Below are 16,748 nucleotides of genomic sequence, written 5' to 3'. Positions count from 1 at the left end.
CCTTGCTCAGGCCGCGCGCAGTTGCGGGCAGAAGGTCGAGTAATACGAGGCCGGCCTGACGCGCTCGAAGCTGCGCCGGTCGGCCGGCAGGACGCCGGCGACGGCGGTCGTCTTGCCGATCCGCCGCGGTTCCCCCAGGCGTTTCATCGGCCATCCGGCGCGGTTGAGGATCCGTTCGACTCGTAGGTCGGTGCCGGTGACGATCTCGCGATAGCCGTTCACCATCGCCCATTCGATGATGGCGGCGAACATGGTGAGCGTCGCGTCGTGGAGTGACCCCCCTGCCCTGCCCTCGTCCAGCCCCGTGTCGACGCAAAAGCGGGAGCTCTCGACCATGAAGGGGTTCGGCCTGTACAGGCCTGAGGCCTCAAGGTCCGGGAAGAGTACGTCGAGCATCGTCGGCCCGCTCGCCGGCAGCAGCCGCGCGCAGCCAACAACCTGTGACGCCGACGAGAGCGCGACGATGTAGGTCGGCGAGAATCCGTCGAACTGGTCGCTCTCGCGGCCATCCTTCACGTCGACCGCCCAACCCAATCGATCCTTGAACACGCGGGCGCGAAGTCGATGCATGGAATCGACAAGATCAGCAAAGTCATCATGCGTATCGGCAGGAATAGCCAGTGCCCGCATCAGTATTGCTCCGATTCGAGTGCGTCGGAGACAGGGGGCACGTTTGCGCGGGCGACCGCGACTAGCGAAATTATGAGTGCGACTCGGCGGAAGCTGCGCTGAGTCGCTCTCAAAGCGAGCAAATGGAGGCCGAGGACGGTCCGAAATCGAACGCTGTGCACTAATAGATTTGCTAGTCGGCGCTCGCGCCCCGCGGGCCGGGTGGTCGCCTAAACACCTGATTCAATGGCATAAACCGGCCGGGACCGCGCGTCTTGCGCAGTCTCGTGTTAACGACCCGTTAACTCTATTCTCCTTGCCAAGGGGGGAGAATCGGAGATACTGGCGCTAAATTGGCCAGATAACCTCTTTCTGGCGCTATTTTCCTCGCGAGGCCGGTTGGAATGAGTGCGCTTCCACCATTCGAATTTGATGAGAAGATCCTTGGCCAAGGCGCCGAGATCTCGCGCAGGCTCGACCAGTTGCGTCTCGAGAACTTTCCTCCGGACGCGAAGAAGACTTTGCGTCGATTCCCCATGTCCGAAGTCGCCCACTACCTCGGGATCAGCCCGAACAATCTCAAGCGGCTCCATCTCGAAGGCAAGGGCCCCGAGCCGCTGATCGCTACTGCAGGCCGCCGCTACTATACGGCTGAGCAGATGGTCGAGCTCCGCCATTATCTCGACAAGAACGGCCGCTCGGACGCCAAGAAGTATGTCCCCTTCCGGAAGGCGGGCGAGAAGCTTCAGGTCGTCGCCGTCGTCAATTTCAAGGGCGGCTCGGGCAAGACAACGACGGCGGCGCACCTCGCGCAGCATCTTGCGTTGACCGGACACCGCGTCCTGGTGATCGACCTCGACCCACAGGCGTCGCTCTCTGCCTTGCATGGCTTCCAGCCCGAGCTCGACGGCAATCCGTCGCTCTATGACGCAATCCGGTATGACGAGAAGCGGCGTCCGATATCGGACGTGATCCTGCCGACGAATTTCCCGCTGCTGGAGATCATTCCGGCCAATCTCGAGCTGCAGGAGTTTGAGTTCGATACTCCCCTCTCGATGCAGTCCTCGAACGAGGGCAAGCGGTTTTACACTCGCCTTGGGCGGGCGCTCGAAGAGGTCGACGACCGCTTCGACATCGTTGTCATCGACTGTCCGCCCCAACTGGGTTTCCTCACCCTCACTGCGTTGACAGCATCGACCTCGGTGCTGGTCACCGTGCATCCGCAGATGCTCGATCTGATGTCGATGAGCCAGTTTCTTCTCATGCTGGGCAACTTCGTCAGATCCATCCGCGAAAAAGGCGCGCCGGTGAAGATCGATTGGCTCCGCTATTTGATTACGAGGTTTGAGCCGATCGACGTGCCCCAGACCCGAATGCTGGGCTTCATGCAGACTGTCCTGGCTGAGGAGCTGCTCAAGAATCCGATGCTTAAATCGACCGCGATTTCGGACGCCGGGCTGACCAAGCAGACGCTCTACGAGGTCGAGCGAAAGAGCTTCACTCGCGACACCTACGACCGCGCGATTGAGGCCTTGGACGCCGTGAACTTTGAAATCCAGGGGCTGATTCACCGGGCGTGGGGGCGGCTGTGATGTTGACTGCCGTCAAGACATCCAAAAAGTCCGGTGTTTTCAACTGCCTAGGCGATATTATGAGGTCAAGCGATGGCTCGTAAAAATCCTTTTGCCAACATCCTGAACGACAAGGAGAAGCCCGCCGAGCGATCCGTCATGGAGTACGCGGCGAGGGGGGCGTCGCGATCCATTCTCGGCACGCTGGACGAAATGGCGGCGCGCGCCGACAAGCTCGCCACGGGCGAGGCGATCGTCGAGCTCGACCCCGACACGATCGATGCATCATTCGTGCGCGACAGACGAGCGCACAACGAGCAGGAGTTCAATGAGCTCCTCGAGGCGATCCGCGAAAACGGCCAGAACTCCCCTATTCTCGTCCGCCCCCATCCCAAGGCGAGCGGACGCTATATGGCCGTGTTCGGTCATAGGCGCCTCCTGGTCGCGAAGACGCTGGGTCGAAAGGTTCGGGCTGTCGTCAAGGAGATGGTGGATCAAGAACACGTCGTGACACTCGGGCAGGAGAATTCGGCTCGATCGAACGCGCCGTTCATTGAGCGGGCGCTCTTTGCGGCCGACCTCGCTCGTCTCCGCTACGACGAGGACAATGCCATTATCCTCAAGGCACTCTCGATTGACCGCACAACCTTGTCGAAAATGCTGTCGGTGGCAGCGCTGCCGGCGAAGGTTCTCGAGGCGATTGGCGAGGCAAAGGGCGTCGGCCGCGATCGCTGGTACGACCTTAAGCTGCTGATGGACAAGCCGTCCAACCAGGAAGCCGCGTTGCAGGTCATCGAAGAGGATGGCTTCGCTGCTCTTTCGAGCGATGCCCGATTTGATCGCCTTGTCCACCGTCTCAAGACCGCGCGCTCACGAACGCGCACGCAGGCCGGACCGGAAAAGCGCCGTTGGGCGCCGACCGGAGGCTCCGTGTCGGCTGACATAACCGCGGACGCGAAGCGCTTCACTCTGGCCATCAAGGCCAAGAGCTCGGAAGCGCGGGCGTTCGGAGATTATTTGTCGGAGAACCTCGACCGCCTCTACGAGGCGTTTCGGCGGGATTTGACGCAAGCGAGAGAGGAACCGTAACCGCAAAAGAAAAAGGCCCCCGAAACGAGTTCCGGAAGCCCTTCTCCTAGATTGAGCACCTAGAGAATCGCACTTCCGCGAATCGCCGTCAAGAGTCCCTTGCGGGATCGAACGCCGTTTTCGGCGAGCTGGCTTCTTTTGCCTAGCGATAGGTGAAGGAAAATGGAGACGTATGTCGCGACGACGCCCTTTGGGCGGCGAACGATGACACTTGGCCAAATTGCAAGCCAAGTGAAGGCACGCACGGCGCCGAAAGACGCCGTCGTCCATAAATGGCAGACCTTTCAACACATCCGCGAGGCCCGGGATCTCGTCGGAGCGACGGATCGCGCCCTTGCGATCCTGAATGCCCTTCTGTCGTTCCATCAGGAGACGGCGCTTACCGGCGACGCCGACATCGTCGTATGGCCGTCGAACGAGCAGCTGATGGCCCGCGCCAACGGCATGCCGCCAACAACCCTTCGCCGGCATCTTGGCGTGCTCGTCGAGTGCGGGCTAATCATTCGGCGGGATAGTCCGAACGGTAAGCGATACGCTAGGAAGGGGCGGGGAGGCCAGATCGAGCAGGCCTTCGGCTTCGATCTCTCACCGATCGTCGCACGCGCGGCGGAGTTCAAGGACCTGGCGGAAGCCGTGCAGGCCGAGAAGCGCGCTTTCCGCGTTGCCAAGGAGCGTCTGACACTCCTGCGCCGGGATATCGTCAAGCTGATCGACACGGGCATCGAGGAAGGGGTGCCGGGCAATTGGGGAAGGGTGCAGCAGAGCTATCAGGAGGTAATGAGTCGTTTACCACGTTCTGCGCCTCGCCAGCTGGTCGAAAGCATCTGCGAGGAGCTTGAGGCGCTCTGGAGGGATATCCGTGACGTGCTGGAATCATTTGCAGATTCCCAGAATATGGACGCCAATGAGTCCCATTCCGGTCGCCACATACAGAATTCAAATCCAGACTCCTATTCTGAATCTGAAAATGGCAATCGAGAAGAGGTAGAAGCGGGTGGCAACGCTGCGGAAAACGACAAGCTACGGAGCATGCCGAGGCGGGATTTGCCATTGGGAATCGTGTTGGACGCTTGCTCGAACCTGCGCGAGCTCGTCCAGGGCGGTGATATCCGCCACTGGCGGGACTTCTTGGCCGCGGCGGAACTTGCCCGGCCGATGCTGGGGATCAGCCCTAGCGCCTGGCGCGAGGCCCGCGATGTCCTTGGAGAGCGGCAGGCCGGGATTACCCTGGCAGCGATTTATCAGCGCGCAGACCAGATCAATAGCGCCGGCGGCTACCTGCGCAGCCTGACGGACCGGGCCCGGGAAGGCAAATTCTCGACCTGGCCGATGATTATGGCGCTGCTGCGCGCCAAACTCGATGGGAAAAAGCCCGGAGCTGGCGATGCCGCGCGCCTGGACGGGTCCGATTTGTTCCCGGCCGGGGGAGGGGAGCGCAAACAGGCCGGAGCATCGCCTGAGCTCATCAGGTCTCTGCGCGATCCGAAATGGCGGCGTTAGAATGATCGCCGGAGCGCAGGATTCGCTGTTACAGCCCGGCAGCCTTGGTCAGGTTGACCCGGAACCGGTCGCGGCGGCGTTGGTATCTTCGAGTCATTTCGGCGGAGGCGTGCCCAAGCTGCTTCTGGACATAGCGTTCGTCGACCTCGGCCGAGGACGCGAGGCCGGCGCGCAGCGAATGCCCGGCGAATTTCTCCTCACGCTCGCCCTCCGTCAGATCGCCCCTGACGCCGGCGGCCAGAGCGGCCCGTTTGACCAATCGGGCGACCTGCTTGTCGTTCAGGCGGTCGGGGCCGACATTCTTGCCTTCGCTCGTCACGCGCCGAAATAGGGGACCGCGGGCAATCTTCGCCATTTTCAGCCAAAGCTCGAGGGTTACGACCGGGCAGGTGGCGTCAGCTGAGCCGCGCCCGACTTCTACCTCGCGCCAGCCGGTCTTGCCGCGCAGGCGCAACAGCATGCCCTTTTCGAGGATCTCCACCCAGCCGGAAGAGTCCTCGGTCTGGTCGCGGCCGCAGTCGAGGCCGACAACCTCCGAGCGGCGCAGGCCGCCGGCAAAGCCAAGCAAAAGCATGGCGCGGTCGCGCAAGCCGCGTAGAGAGCCGCGGTCGAGCGTTTCCAGCATGCCGATCAGGTCCTCGGGCAAAACCGCTTCCTTATGCCGGGGTGGGGCGGCGTGCTTGTTGCGGATGCCGGCCATGACGGTGGCGATATGACGGTCCTTCCTATCGAGTGGCTGGCCACGCTGCGTATAGTTCCACGTCAGCGCGGAGAGCCGACGCTCGATCGTCGACACGGAATTGGGCTTCTTGTCGCCGGTCGCCTTCCCCGAGGCGCAGGCCGTGATGTAGAGGCCGACCACCTGAGGATCGGGCGGAAACATCTCGACGCCCTGCCGACGGCACCAGCTCGCGAACTGCTTCCAGTCCGAGGTGTAGGCGCGGCGGGTATTGGCAGAGCTCGCCGCCTCGACATAATCGCGCGCGCGGTCGGCGAGCGCGTCGAGATGCGCCGGCAAGCGCGGGGTCGAAACGACCGGAAGGGGAGGGGAAGGGGCTGCGGCTTCCGCCGGTGGCTCTTCCGGCACACGGCCCATCTCCAGGACGACATCGATGATGTCGGGCAGGTCGTCGGCGATCGGCGCGGTCTGGTCGACACCCGGTGGTGTTTCCTGTGATCGAGCAGAGCCGAGCTGAGTACGATTTTCGGTATTTTGATCGACGATTCGGGCCTGTCGCACTGCTTTTTTCCCCGGATTCCATTTGATTGATTTTTAACATGTTCGGCTCACCCTAATTCGGTGGATTCAGCCTTGTTCGTTGGAATCTTAGCCCTGATCACTGGATCAAGGCGAGTGCGGAGGTCGACACGTGCCGCGCGACCAAGACAAGCACGCGATCGATGACGCCAGATGGCAGGTCGCGGTCGCCCGAGAGGCGGTCATCCAGCCACTGATCAACGCAGGACAATTGTCGCCTGTCGACGTGGCGACGGCGTGCCGTATCCTCGGATTGCGCCGGAGCCGGCTTTACGCGCTGATCGAACAATACCGCAACACGCCGGTGACGAGTTCGCTCGCTGCGGCGCGGCCTGGCCCAAAGAAAGGAGCCCGGCGCCTCGCCGTCGAGGTCGAGGCGGCCATCGAGGAGGCGATCCGCGACAAGTATCTCACCCGGCAAAAGGCGTCCGTCAGCACGCTTCATGACCACATCCGGCATCTTTGTCGTGAACGCGGGCTGGACATTCCGTCCTGGAAAGCCGTTCGAGCCCGTGTCGAGCAGATCGATCGCTTCAAGCTTGTTCGCCAGCGTGAAGGCAACAAGGCCGCCAGAGATCGGCTCAGACCGGTTCCGGAGGAATACCGTGCCGATCACGCGCTGCAGATCGTCCAGATCGATCACACGCGCGTCGATCTCTTCGTGGTGGACACGATCTACCGCCTGCCGATCCAGCGGCCATGGCTGACGCTCGCGATCGACGTGGCAAGCCGCATCGTGGTGGGCTTTTATCTGAGCCTCGAGGCGCCCTCGTCGGCATCGGTCGCCCTAGCCATACATCATGCGGTGATGCCGAAGGCGGAGTGGCTCCTGGCGCGCGGCATCGAGCTCGATTGGCCTGTGTCGGGCCTGCCGGACATCATCCACGTTGACAATGCGCGCGAGTTCCGCGCCCGGGCGCTGGCCCGTGGAGCTGCCGAGTACGGCATCTCGCTGGTCCACCGGCCGGTGGCAACTCCGCACTATGGCGGCCACATCGAGCGGCTGATCGGCACCATGATGGGAGCGGTCCATATGCTCCCCGGTACCACGTTCAGTTCAACTGCAGAGCGCGGCGACTACGATCCCGAGCGTCACGCCGTCATGACGATCGAGGAGCTCGAACGCTGGCTGACGCTCGAAATCGTTGGCCGCTACCACAACGAGGTCCACAGCAGCCTGCATATGCCTCCGAATGCCGCCTGGCGGGAGGCTCTCGATCGTCGCCGCGCGCCGTTCCGGCACCCGCATGATGATCAGCAGTTCTTCTACGACTTCCTGCCGTTCGAGGAGCGCAGCATCCGTCGGGATGGCGTGCACATCTTCGGCCTGCGCTACTGGGATGACGTTCTGAGCCCCTGGGCAGGCCGGCTCGACCGACAGCTGCGGGTCAAATACGATCCCCGCGACCTGTCCTGCGTGTTCGTCGAGGGCCCCGACGGCGCCCATTGGCCGATCCGGTATGCCGATCTGCGTCGCCCCCGCATCACGCTCGGCGAGCATCGGCTGGCCCAGGCGGCCTTGCGGCAGCGCGGTGTGCGGCTCACCGACGAGCAACTGATCTTCGACACGGTCGAGGCCCAGCGCGAGCTTCTGGAGACCTCTGCATCGATCACGAAATCCGCACGCCGTCAGGTCGCGCGGCGGACGAGATCGCTCAGCGCCGCAGATCAGGGCGCCGCGGCGGAGGGCGTCACGCCTGGCCCGAAGGAAGAGCCGGAGACGCTGTCCGTTCTTGCGGTCGAGGAATGGTCATGACCGACTACGCCCATCTTCTGCCGGCATACCGCCACCAGGCCACTCTGACGGATGCGGAGCGGATCGCCTGGATCCGAGCGGATCGGTGGCTCGACCTCGATCAGGCACGGGCCGCGCTCGGACGTCTCGAGGACCTTCTGGTATATCCGCCACGCGACCGCATGCCGTGCCTGCTGATCTATGGCGACACCGGCATGGGCAAGACCAAGATCATCCGCAAGTTCCTGCGCGACCATCCCGCCAGTTTCGACCAGGGCACGGGCGTGACCTCCATGCCGGTCGTCGCTATGCAGATGCCGGCCGAGCCGATCGAACGGGACATCTACAGCGAGCTGCTCACGGCGCTCGGGGCGCCCGGGCCTGCAGACGGGGCGACCCACCGGCAGAAGGAGGTCTGCCGCCGGCTGCTGCGCAGCATGGGCGCCCGCATGCTGATCATCGATGAGATCCACGCCATGCTCGCCGGAAGCTTCCGGCAACAGCGGATTTTTCTGAACGCCATCCGGTTTCTGGCTAACGATCTCAGGATTCCTCTGGTTTGCGCGGGGACGGACCTCGCGCGCCAGGCGCTGTTGACCGATCCGCAGCTGGCAGAGCGATTCGAGGCCCTCCACCTGCGGCACTGGAAGAATGACGCCCGCCTCGCGCAGTTGTTGGCGAGCCTGGCGACGATACTGCCGCTGCGCCGGCCCTCGAACCTGGCGGCGCCGGCGATCCGTTCGCGCGTGCTCGATCTCACCGATGGCGTCACGGTGCGGATCTTCCGCCTGATCGAGACGGTTGCGGTCGAGGCGATCCGCTCCGGCGCCGAATGCATCACCATGGACAGCTTCCAGACCGAGGAATTGGTGCTGCCGCTCGTCGCGATGACGCGCAAGGTCGAGGCGCGCCTTCAGCCGCGGGCCGGCAGATGACCATACGGCGCGAGCTCCCGCTTGCGCCCCGCCCGGAAGGCGATGAGCTGCTGTCGTCTTGGCAAGGTCGCGTCGCATGCCGCTATAACTTCATCCCCGACGACCTTTCCAGGTGGCTTGGCGTCCTCCGGGACGACCGCTGTGCCGGATTCACCGAGCGGGACTTCGCACCCTCGGCCGCGATGGTGCAGGCGTGGGCGGCGTCGTGCCGTCTTCCGGAAGAGCGCGTGCGGGCCCTCGCGCTCTCCTCGCGGCCACGGTCGCGCAGCTGGTATGTCTGGGGGGAGGGGAGAGTGGCCGGCGCTTTCCGGCGGCCGGTCTGCTTGGCCTGTCTTGATGATGATGCCGCCGCTTGCCGTGACCATCATATCCGCCGGACTTGGGCCCTGGTCGAGACTGTGGTCTGCGAGCGCCATCATCGCGTTCTCGACGAAGCCTGTCCTCACTGTCTCGACAGCTCCGGTTCTCGCTTCGTTGTTCATGAGGCGGCAGCTCGGCTGGCCTGTGTCCGATGCGGTAGCATCGCCCGAACGATGCCCCAGGAGCGGCGCGGCGGTTCCGCGGACCTATTTGCCGCCGTATCGACGCTGGTGGCGGCAGCGATCAACGATCAGTCTGCGGTTCGGGATCGGATGCTCCATGTCGCCCGGCTGCTATGGAATCCGCCGCGCCCGCGCACCGGCCGTCGCACACCGTTCGTGGCAGATGTTGTGCCGGATCTTCGTCTGACACCGACGGCACAGGCGCGGGTCGATCCCGCCGAGCCGCTGGCAACGGCGCCGATCGGCTGGCGCATGGTGACGCTGCTGGGCGTCGCAGCGTTGCTGGACCTTGGCAGCTCCTCGATGAGGCTGGGTCACCTGTCCTTCTCTCTCGACCAGATGGTGGCTTGGACCGAGGAGCCGCCCCGGCAGGTCAAAGAGCGGTCCGTGCCGATGGCGGTTTCTTCGCGCGCGAAGACCCTCGGCCGATCGGATTCGGACTATCTGACGCTCGCCCAATCTATCCTGGCCAGTGCGGAATGGCGTGCCGTACAGGGGCAGGATTCGCGCACGCAGCGTCGGACGCTCAACTCCCTTATTGAGCAGGTGTTGGCCGAACGTGCACTATTACCAAGAGGGTCGGGATACCGGCAACCTTGCCTTGCAAAAGATGCGCTCTGCATGGTCCCCTAATCGAAAGGGCCGACTCATGCCGAGAAAAGGCGACGGCTGGCAACATTCAAAGTGCTGAGGCCTGCGACAATGGCTGCAAGACGTTCGCGCAATTCCGTCGGTATTCCCGACGCCCTGGTTGCTTCGATGCAGCAGCAGCGGGTGATCATGTTTTTGGGGGCTGGCGCGTCTATGGAGGCAGGAGCTCCCTCCGGCGACTCTCTCCGGGCATCCTTAGCAAAGCAGTTCTTCGGCACCGAGATGGGCGGCTACGACCTGATGTCCGTTGCGGAAATGGCTTTGCAAGCACATGGGAACGGCGTCGTCTTCGAATATCTGCGTACCCTTTTGGCGAGCTACGAGCCATCGGACGCCCACAAGCTCCTACCAACGTTTCGCTGGCGGACGATCGCTACCACCAACTACGACCTGCTCGTTGAGCGGGGTTATGCGGCGACGCCTAATCGTGTGCAGAACCTTGTCACATTCGTTCGGGATACCGAGCCGGTCGAGGAGCGGATGCAGGCCGCGACTCGCGGTGTGGAATTTCTGAAGCTTCACGGATGCCTCGATCAGCTACACGATCCGGCGCTGCCGCCAATTCTCTCCCACGAGCATTATGACCGCTACGCCAATGGACGCACCCGCCTCTTCGGTCGTCTGGAAGACCGTGCTCGAGAGAGCCCAATCGTTTTCTGTGGTTACAGGATGGCGGATGGACACATTCGCAAGCTCGTTCATCGCTTCGTCGGACTAGGTACTCGACCTCGATACTATCTCGTCGTTCCAAACCTCCCGGAGCCCGAGATCACCTACTGGTCGAGCATGAACGTCACCGTCATCAACGCCCGCTTCGGTGAATTCATGGAAGCGCTTGATAGAGCGGTTGACCCACTGTTTCGCTCGCTTGCGGTAACGGCCGATGTGAAGGAGCTGCCGATCCGCAAGCTCTATCGGATCAATTCCTTTGAGACACCGCAGCTTAAGGCTGCACTGGAGCGGGACTTCACCTTTCTGCACCAGGATCTGCCGCACCCGCCCCAGGATGCCAGGAAGTTCTACGAAGGCTTTGACACTGGCTGGGGCGCGATCGTGCAGCGGCTCGATGTCGAGCGACGTCTGACTGGCGATCTCGTGCTTAAGGCCGTTACGGACGAAAAGCCCGATTCCACGGACCTGCGCTTTTTTCTGCTACGCGGGCCGGGTGGAGCTGGAAAGACCATCGCCCTTAAGCGTGCGGCATGGGATGCGGCCACCATTTGTGGCGCGCTGGCGCTTTGGTTCGAGCCGGGCGGGGCGCTTATAGGCGAGCGTCTGGTCGAGTTGCACGAACTAACTGGACGCCGGATTTTCCTTTTCGTCGATCGTGTCGCCCTCCATGCTGATCGTGTTGCCGCCGTCCTCCGACTCGCGAAATCTCGCAAGATGCCGCTGACCGTGATCGCTGCCGAGCGCGATACCGACTGGAATGTCTATGCTGACCCCCTGAAGCCCTTTGCACCGATTGAGCTGCGCGTCGCAAACTTGTCCATGGGGGAGATCGAGCGCCTCCTGGATCTTCTCACCCGCCATCAGTCTCTTGGGCTCTTGGCCACGATGACGAGAGCCGAGCAGGTTGAGGCCTTCCAACAGCGAGCCGAGCGCCAACTGCTTGTGGCCCTGCATGAGGCGACCCAAGGCAAGCGGTTCGAGGAGATCGTTTTAGAGGAATATCAGCGCATCGTTCCAGGGCAGGCGCAGCGCCTCTACTTAGACATTGCAACCATGAATCAGTTCGCCGTGCCAGTCCGTGCTGGAACGATCTCGCGCATCTCCGGTATCCGATTCGAAGACTACCAGCGTGATTTCTTCGACCCTTTGCAGAATGTCGTGATGACGTTGCGTGACCCTTACACCGGCGATTTCCAGTATCGCGCGCGCCACTCGCGCGTTGCGCAGTTCGTGTTCAGGGGAGCTTGCCCAACGGACGAGGAGAAGGTCGCTCAACTCACCCGCATCATTAACGGTCTGGATCCTGGCTATTCAACCGACAGCCAAGTGCTCCAAGACATCGTACGCGGGCGCAAGCTGAGCGAGGACCTGTCGAGCGTCGAGGCTGGCCGGGCGCTTTATCGGGCTGCGGTCACCGCTGTCCCGGAGAATGCGCATATTCTTCAGCACTGGGCGATCTTTGAAATGCACCACAAGCATGGATCGCTTATAGAAGCTGAAGATCTTGCCCGCCGTGCTCGTGAGCTTTCCCCGAGATCGGGCTCCATCATTCACACACAGGCTGAGGTCGCCCGACACCGCGCCAATGCAGAGCGCTCGATCGTGCTCAAGGAGCAGTTTCGGCGGCAGGCGCGCGAGCGTCTCGACGAGATGAGTTCCTCGAAAGACCCACTGGCAGTAACCAGTCGCTGTAAGCTTATCATCGACGAAATCGAGACGTTAGGTGACGGTCTCGCTGAGGACAGCAAAGAGCACGATGTTGCTTACTTTGCCACCCAAGTGAAATCTGCCGAGGATCTACTAGCACGGGCACATCAGCTCGCTCCCGACAGCTCCGACGTTGAGCAAGTCGAGGCACGACTCCATGAGGTGCTCGAACGACCGGAGAAGGCTCTTAGGGCATTAGAACGTGCCTTTGCGCTCGGCGCCAGGGGTTCCGGTGTGGCCATTAGACTCGCGAATGCCTATGTCGCACGAGGGAAGAAGGATAAGGCAGAAAGTATCTACACGACAGCTTTGGAGCGGCTCCCGGACGATAAGCAACTGCACCTCGAAATGGCCAAATTTCTTCTCGCCGGCGGGGGCGATCGCAATCTAATCGGGGGGCATCTGGCCCGCAGCTACAGCAAGGGTGATCACAATTTCGACTCCCGGCACCTCCATGCACAGTTTCTGTTCCTGATAGGATCGGCCGCCGAGGCTGCGGAGATTTTTGCCGAGGTGGATAAACGGGCGCCAGCCGATTGGAGGTCGGCAATTCCCCGGCGGGACTCTCCCATTTCGAAACTCCTCGGCCGATATAGCGGTATCGTGAGAAAGCAGGAGTTGAATTATCTCTTCGTGAGATCATCAGCCTACCCGAAGGACATCTATGGTCGGCAGGACCAGGCGTCTCCCGATGATTGGCTCAATCTCACGGTCGGGTCAGAGATGAACTTCCTGATTCAGTTCACCAGATCGGGTCCTATTGCCACCGACATGAAACCGGGCCGCGTTGCCATGAGCGCCGGCGCCTAACGATTTTCGTTTCCTCGTTGCTGCGTAGCGGACCCCGCACAATCTCAGGCATCATCGCGCGGCTGTGGCACCACGAGCCCCAGCCGGAGCGCTTGGTCCAACAGGGACTTGACCGAGGAGGCCGCCCATTGCCGCCCGCCACGCGGCGTCCGCTCGCGCATCCGCTCAAGCTGGGCGGCGATGTCGCGCAAGCTGAGATCCGGGTCGGCGATGGCGATGCCGGCGACGAGCGTCATCAGCCGATCCTCGGGCGGGCGCCGCGGTGAGCGCCGAAGCAGCTCCGCCTCCGCCATCCTCTCCTGCACGAGTCGATGCACGGCGCGCCGCAGCTTTTCGATGGTCCAGCTCTGGCCGCGATTGTTTAGTACCCGCACCACGTCGTCCCAGCTGTGCTGCGGACGCAGGCGCCGCACGATCGGCAGCCAGACCGAGGCCGAGGCGATCAGATCGCCCACATAGACACGCTGACGTGCCGCCGAGGCGGCGCGGATGGCTTCCGGCCGACGCTCGCGCAGGCCGGGATTGCCGGCGATCTTGCCCCGCGCCTTGGCCGCTCGCATGCCGGCCTTGGTGCGTTCGGCGATCAGAGCACGCTCAAGCTGGGCGACGGCCCCGAGCACCTGCAGCGAGAACATGCCCTGCGGCGTCGAGGTGTCGATCGGGTCGCGCAGCGAGCGGAAGTGGGCCTGACGTTCCTCCAGCTCCTCGATCACCACGAGTAGGTGGCTGACCGAGCGGGCGAGGCGGTCGAGCCGCACCACCACCAGGACGTCGCCGGCGCGGATCTCGCGCATCAGCTTGGCCAGCACCGGCCGGGCCCGCGAGGCCCCGGAGCCGTGCTCCTGGTGGATGATCTGGCAGCCGGCCGCGCGCAGCTCGTCGACCTGGGCATCGGTCGCCTGCTCGTCGGTCGAGACCCGGGCATAGCCGATCAGGCGGCGAGCCGGCCGGGGAGGGGAGAAGGCGGGGCGGGCCATGGTGCTTCCAGGGGCGATTATAGGGCCTTTGTACAATCAATACAGATTTGAGCAAACGAACCTTTGCAGGCGTGTTTTATCGATCGCGTCAGAGGACCGTGAAGGCGGCCGGTGGGTTTCAGATGGACCCAAGGGTCATCTAACGTCAAAACGCTCGCCTACGGCCTTCTGTGCGGAAAAGGGGCGCTTTCAGGGACCTTGGAGGCGCGTGAGGTGGGATGGTTAGGCCGCAAGGATGTCGGTTTTGGAAAAATCGTTGCCGATAAAGAGTAGGCGCTCGTTGGAGCGCTTCGACAGGGCATAGGAAAAGCAATCGGCGAAATTCAGTGCGGCCGGGTGGCGCCCCTTACCATAAGCAAGCCAGGCCTGCGTTGCCAGGTCCGCCAGCTCCGCGTCGACCGGAATGATGTCGGCCCCAATTTTGGTGAGCCACAGGTCGATCTCGGCGAGCGCGTGCTCGCCGCGCCGGCTGACCAGAACCATTCGGGCCTCAAACACGCATGTAGCGGGGACGAGGCGAACAGGGGCGCCGACGATCAATCGCTCGAGCGCATCGGCTTCAGGCTCATTGCGCAGGATCGCAACAATGGCAGAGGTATCGATCACCATCAGTTTGGGATTCCGTGCTCGTCGAAGCCAACGATCTCCTCGTCACTCCTGGTGTCGAGCTCAGGTAACCGCGCCACCCGCTCGCGGATTGCACGCAGCTCGCCGAGAAGACGTGCTTGAGCGGTATCTCCATAGCCCATGCGGTGCAGGCGTTCGCTCAGGGCCTGGTGAATGGCGGCAGTCTTGGTGACGCCCTGGCGGCGGGCGAGCTCGTCGGCAAGGGCGACGGTCGCCGGATTTTTGATGTTCAGAGACATGGGAAGGGTTCCGAATATTCTACCTTTCAGGTCATTTCTACCCTGTTTGGCGCCCTCTGTCAATATGTCCGATAATGCAACATTATCGGACGTTTTTGATTCATGACACGGCGTGCGCTTTGGCGTCAATATAGTGGCATGAAGCGCACGCCTCGGCTATGCTGTGCCCATGATTCCGGCCGTCGTCCATCCCTGCGCGCCTGACCGTTCGCCACCGACCGTGCCGGGCTGGGCGGTGCCGCGTGGGGCGGTGACGAGCGATGCGGAGGCGGCCTTCTTCGCCGGTTCCGCTTTGAATTCGCTCGACAATCTGGTTCGTTCCGATCCAGCTTGGGCCGGCGCCTGGCGCCAGCGTCTCGCTTTGAAATGCGCCGCCGCGGCCGTGTCCGTCGTCGGCCGCGCTGAGGACGAGGGCGCGTTGCGTGATGCCTGGCATCTGCGCCAGCCGGGTGACGATCCAGGCCCTGCCGGCAATATTCTCGCCGCCTGGAAGCGCCTCGCAGGCCGCTCGCCCGGAGTTGATCTGGAGACCCTGCGGTCGACCGTAGCGCTGCTCGGCCTACGCTGGAGCGACGAGCTGGCGCCGCTGGTGGATCGGGTCGGCGATCTTGCCCGCACTGGAGCTCCCGCGCCCTTCGCCGCCGCCGCGATCGCCGGCGACGTGCAGGCGCTGCGGGCCGACGCCGACCTGCTCGGCTGGTGGCTCGCCGACCAGGTGCTGGCACTGCGGCTGCGCTGGCCGCTGCCGGTGCCGATCCTCATCGCGCAGGCGCGCAGCAGCGCCTTCCGGGGCGAGGGCAGTCGTGGCCGGATTCGCCCGGGAGGAGAAGGGTTCCAGCGCGCGGTCTGCGTCGCGCTCGCACAGGCAGCGGTGGAGGCCTGTCGGCTGGCCGGCGATGTCGCTGACCGTGCGGCCCGACTCGAGGCCGTGGCGCCGAAGTTGCGCGCGAAAGGAGCAGGGGAGGCGATCCGGCTGTTGCTCGACGACGATGCCGTTCCAGGCACGCTGCAAACCGCGCACCTGTCGCGCTGGGGTGCCCGACGTCTGTTCGAACGCCTCGAGACACTGGGCGCGGTGCGCGAGCTCTCCGGCCGGCCGGCCTTCCGGCTCTACGGGCTGTAGACCATGGCAAAGCGGGCGCGGCGCGAGGAAGGACTCGATATCGAGCTCGCGGAATTGCCGGCCGAGCTGCGCTGGCGCGAATGGATGGGCAGGGTCGAGGCGGTGATCTTCGCCTCGCCGGAGCCGGTCGGCCGGGAGGTGTTGGCCCGCGTTGTCGGGCGCGAGTGCAATCTCGACCTGATCATCGATGACATCCGCGAGGAGCTGCGCGGCCGCCCTTATGAGCTCGTGGCCGTCGCTGGCGGCTGGCAGCATCGCACGAAGAGCGGTTTCGCCAATGCGATCCGTGCCGCCACTGGCCTTGGGACCGGGACGAAGCCGCTGTCGCAGTCGGACGCTCTGATCCTGATGTGCATCGCGTATTTTCAGCCGATCACCCGTGGCGAACTCGGCCAGTTCTTCGGCAAGGAAGTCAGTCGGGACGTGATCGGCCATCTGCGCGCCCTGGGCTTCATCGCTGCCGGACCGCGGTCCCCGCAACCGGGAGCGCCCTACACCTACGTGACGACGAATGAATTCCTTTCTCACTTCGGTTTCGACACGCTGCGCGACCTGCCGGATATGGAAGCGCTGGAGGACGCCGGCCTGCTGAGCAAGGAGAAGCTGCTGGCGGGAGAAATTCCGATAGGTGGCCGCGAGCACGATGGCGGCGAAGAAGGCGGCGAGGACGAGGGCAATCTGCTCGCGGAGCCGTAGGAGCAGC

At 63.3% G+C, this 16,748-nt stretch carries 14 protein-coding genes; 9 read left to right on the top strand and 5 right to left on the bottom strand.

Annotation, left to right across the window (positions count from 1 at the left end; translation table 11 throughout):
* Window positions 1–6 precede the first annotated feature (6 nt).
* A complete protein-coding gene (gene traI, locus FHS78_RS15490; protein WP_167095282.1) occupies window positions 7–630 on the bottom strand; it encodes an acyl-homoserine-lactone synthase in 624 nt (207 codons plus the stop codon).
* 383 nt (window positions 631–1,013) lie between these two features.
* On the opposite strand from traI, the gene repA reads away from it, so the two are divergent.
* The 3 genes from repA to repC all read left to right on the top strand — a co-directional run bounded on the left by repA (window position 1,014) and on the right by repC (window position 4,769).
* Window positions 1,014–2,201 (top strand): plasmid partitioning protein RepA, encoded by a 1,188-nt coding sequence (gene repA, locus FHS78_RS15485; RefSeq protein WP_167095281.1) that lies wholly within the window; start codon window positions 1,014–1,016, stop codon window positions 2,199–2,201.
* Between the two features lie 72 nt (window positions 2,202–2,273).
* A complete protein-coding gene (gene repB, locus FHS78_RS15480; RefSeq protein ID WP_167095280.1) occupies window positions 2,274–3,269 on the top strand; it encodes a plasmid partitioning protein RepB in 996 nt (331 codons plus the stop codon).
* 162 nt (window positions 3,270–3,431) lie between these two features.
* The gene (gene repC / locus FHS78_RS15475; RefSeq protein ID WP_167095279.1) at window positions 3,432–4,769 is read left to right on the top strand and encodes a plasmid replication protein RepC; all 1,338 of its coding nucleotides are present in this window, start codon (window positions 3,432–3,434) and stop codon (window positions 4,767–4,769) included.
* A 28-nt stretch (window positions 4,770–4,797) separates the two neighbouring features.
* Here the strand turns inward: repC and FHS78_RS15470 are convergent, their stop codons facing one another.
* Window positions 4,798–5,865: a site-specific integrase gene (locus tag FHS78_RS15470; RefSeq protein ID WP_167095328.1), complete on the bottom strand. Its 1,068-nt coding sequence runs from the start codon at window positions 5,863–5,865 to the stop codon at window positions 4,798–4,800.
* A 274-nt stretch (window positions 5,866–6,139) separates the two neighbouring features.
* Here FHS78_RS15470 and FHS78_RS15465 point away from each other — a divergent pair, with 274 nt between their 5' ends.
* The 4 genes from FHS78_RS15465 to FHS78_RS15450 all read left to right on the top strand — a co-directional run bounded on the left by FHS78_RS15465 (window position 6,140) and on the right by FHS78_RS15450 (window position 13,079).
* Window positions 6,140–7,783: a Mu transposase C-terminal domain-containing protein gene (locus tag FHS78_RS15465; RefSeq protein ID WP_054165309.1), complete on the top strand. Its 1,644-nt coding sequence runs from the start codon at window positions 6,140–6,142 to the stop codon at window positions 7,781–7,783.
* Complete coding sequence (locus FHS78_RS15460) at window positions 7,780–8,697, top strand: TniB family NTP-binding protein (protein WP_197279987.1); 918 nt, start codon at window positions 7,780–7,782, stop codon at window positions 8,695–8,697. Before FHS78_RS15465 ends, FHS78_RS15460 begins: the two co-directional genes overlap by 4 nt.
* Complete coding sequence (locus FHS78_RS15455) at window positions 8,595–9,872, top strand: TniQ family protein (RefSeq protein ID WP_082364264.1); 1,278 nt, start codon at window positions 8,595–8,597, stop codon at window positions 9,870–9,872. The genes FHS78_RS15460 and FHS78_RS15455 overlap by 103 nt, the downstream gene beginning before the upstream one ends.
* Window positions 9,873–9,941: 69 nt before the next feature.
* Window positions 9,942–13,079, top strand: coding sequence for a P-loop NTPase (locus FHS78_RS15450; protein WP_082364262.1), 3,138 nt, complete (start codon window positions 9,942–9,944; stop codon window positions 13,077–13,079).
* Between the two features lie 44 nt (window positions 13,080–13,123).
* Here the strand turns inward: FHS78_RS15450 and FHS78_RS15445 are convergent, their stop codons facing one another.
* The 3 genes from FHS78_RS15445 to FHS78_RS15435 form a co-directional block, all read right to left on the bottom strand.
* Complete coding sequence (locus FHS78_RS15445; RefSeq protein WP_054165313.1) at window positions 13,124–14,056, bottom strand: recombinase family protein; 933 nt, start codon at window positions 14,054–14,056, stop codon at window positions 13,124–13,126.
* Window positions 14,057–14,278: 222 nt separating this feature from the next.
* Window positions 14,279–14,665 carry a type II toxin-antitoxin system VapC family toxin gene (locus FHS78_RS15440; RefSeq protein WP_167095278.1) on the bottom strand — a complete coding sequence of 129 codons (387 nt, stop codon included), beginning with the start codon at window positions 14,663–14,665 and terminating at the stop codon, window positions 14,279–14,281.
* Window positions 14,665–14,922 (bottom strand): type II toxin-antitoxin system VapB family antitoxin, encoded by a 258-nt coding sequence (locus FHS78_RS15435; protein ID WP_011992919.1) that lies wholly within the window; start codon window positions 14,920–14,922, stop codon window positions 14,665–14,667. The genes FHS78_RS15440 and FHS78_RS15435 overlap by 1 nt, the downstream gene beginning before the upstream one ends.
* A gap of 169 nt (window positions 14,923–15,091) precedes the next feature.
* Between FHS78_RS15435 and FHS78_RS15430 the strand changes: the two genes are divergently transcribed.
* Together FHS78_RS15430 and scpB are read left to right on the top strand one after the other, a co-directional pair.
* A complete protein-coding gene (locus FHS78_RS15430; protein ID WP_167095277.1) occupies window positions 15,092–16,045 on the top strand; it encodes a DUF1403 family protein in 954 nt (317 codons plus the stop codon).
* A gap of 3 nt (window positions 16,046–16,048) precedes the next feature.
* On the top strand, window positions 16,049–16,741 hold the full coding sequence (gene scpB / locus FHS78_RS15425) for an SMC-Scp complex subunit ScpB (RefSeq protein ID WP_167095276.1): 693 nt from the start codon (window positions 16,049–16,051) through the stop codon (window positions 16,739–16,741).
* Window positions 16,742–16,748: the final 7 nt, after the last annotated feature.

The sequence above is a fragment of the Parvibaculum indicum genome, assembly GCF_011762095.1.
Classification (GTDB): domain Bacteria; phylum Pseudomonadota; class Alphaproteobacteria; order Parvibaculales; family Parvibaculaceae; genus Parvibaculum; species Parvibaculum indicum.
This window is presented reverse-complemented; position numbering and strand designations above follow the sequence as displayed.

Excerpts from the sequence above, each read along its gene's own strand:
- traI (WP_167095282.1), bottom strand. The coding sequence starts at position 630 with ATGCGGGCACTGGCTATTCCTGCCGATACGCATGATGACTTTGCTGAT.
- FHS78_RS15460 (WP_197279987.1), top strand. The coding sequence starts at position 7,780 with ATGACCGACTACGCCCATCTTCTGCCGGCATACCGCCACCAGGCCACT.
- repB (WP_167095280.1), top strand. The coding sequence starts at position 2,274 with ATGGCTCGTAAAAATCCTTTTGCCAACATCCTGAACGACAAGGAGAAG.
- FHS78_RS15470 (WP_167095328.1), bottom strand. The coding sequence starts at position 5,865 with ATGGGCCGTGTGCCGGAAGAGCCACCGGCGGAAGCCGCAGCCCCTTCC.
- scpB (WP_167095276.1), top strand. The coding sequence starts at position 16,049 with ATGGCAAAGCGGGCGCGGCGCGAGGAAGGACTCGATATCGAGCTCGCG.
- FHS78_RS15450 (WP_082364262.1), top strand. The coding sequence starts at position 9,942 with ATGGCTGCAAGACGTTCGCGCAATTCCGTCGGTATTCCCGACGCCCTG.
- repC (WP_167095279.1), top strand. The coding sequence starts at position 3,432 with ATGGAGACGTATGTCGCGACGACGCCCTTTGGGCGGCGAACGATGACA.
- FHS78_RS15455 (WP_082364264.1), top strand. The coding sequence starts at position 8,595 with ATGCATCACCATGGACAGCTTCCAGACCGAGGAATTGGTGCTGCCGCT.
- FHS78_RS15435 (WP_011992919.1), bottom strand. The coding sequence starts at position 14,922 with ATGTCTCTGAACATCAAAAATCCGGCGACCGTCGCCCTTGCCGACGAG.
- FHS78_RS15440 (WP_167095278.1), bottom strand. The coding sequence starts at position 14,665 with ATGGTGATCGATACCTCTGCCATTGTTGCGATCCTGCGCAATGAGCCT.
- FHS78_RS15445 (WP_054165313.1), bottom strand. The coding sequence starts at position 14,056 with ATGGCCCGCCCCGCCTTCTCCCCTCCCCGGCCGGCTCGCCGCCTGATC.
- FHS78_RS15430 (WP_167095277.1), top strand. The coding sequence starts at position 15,092 with ATGATTCCGGCCGTCGTCCATCCCTGCGCGCCTGACCGTTCGCCACCG.
- repA (WP_167095281.1), top strand. The coding sequence starts at position 1,014 with ATGAGTGCGCTTCCACCATTCGAATTTGATGAGAAGATCCTTGGCCAA.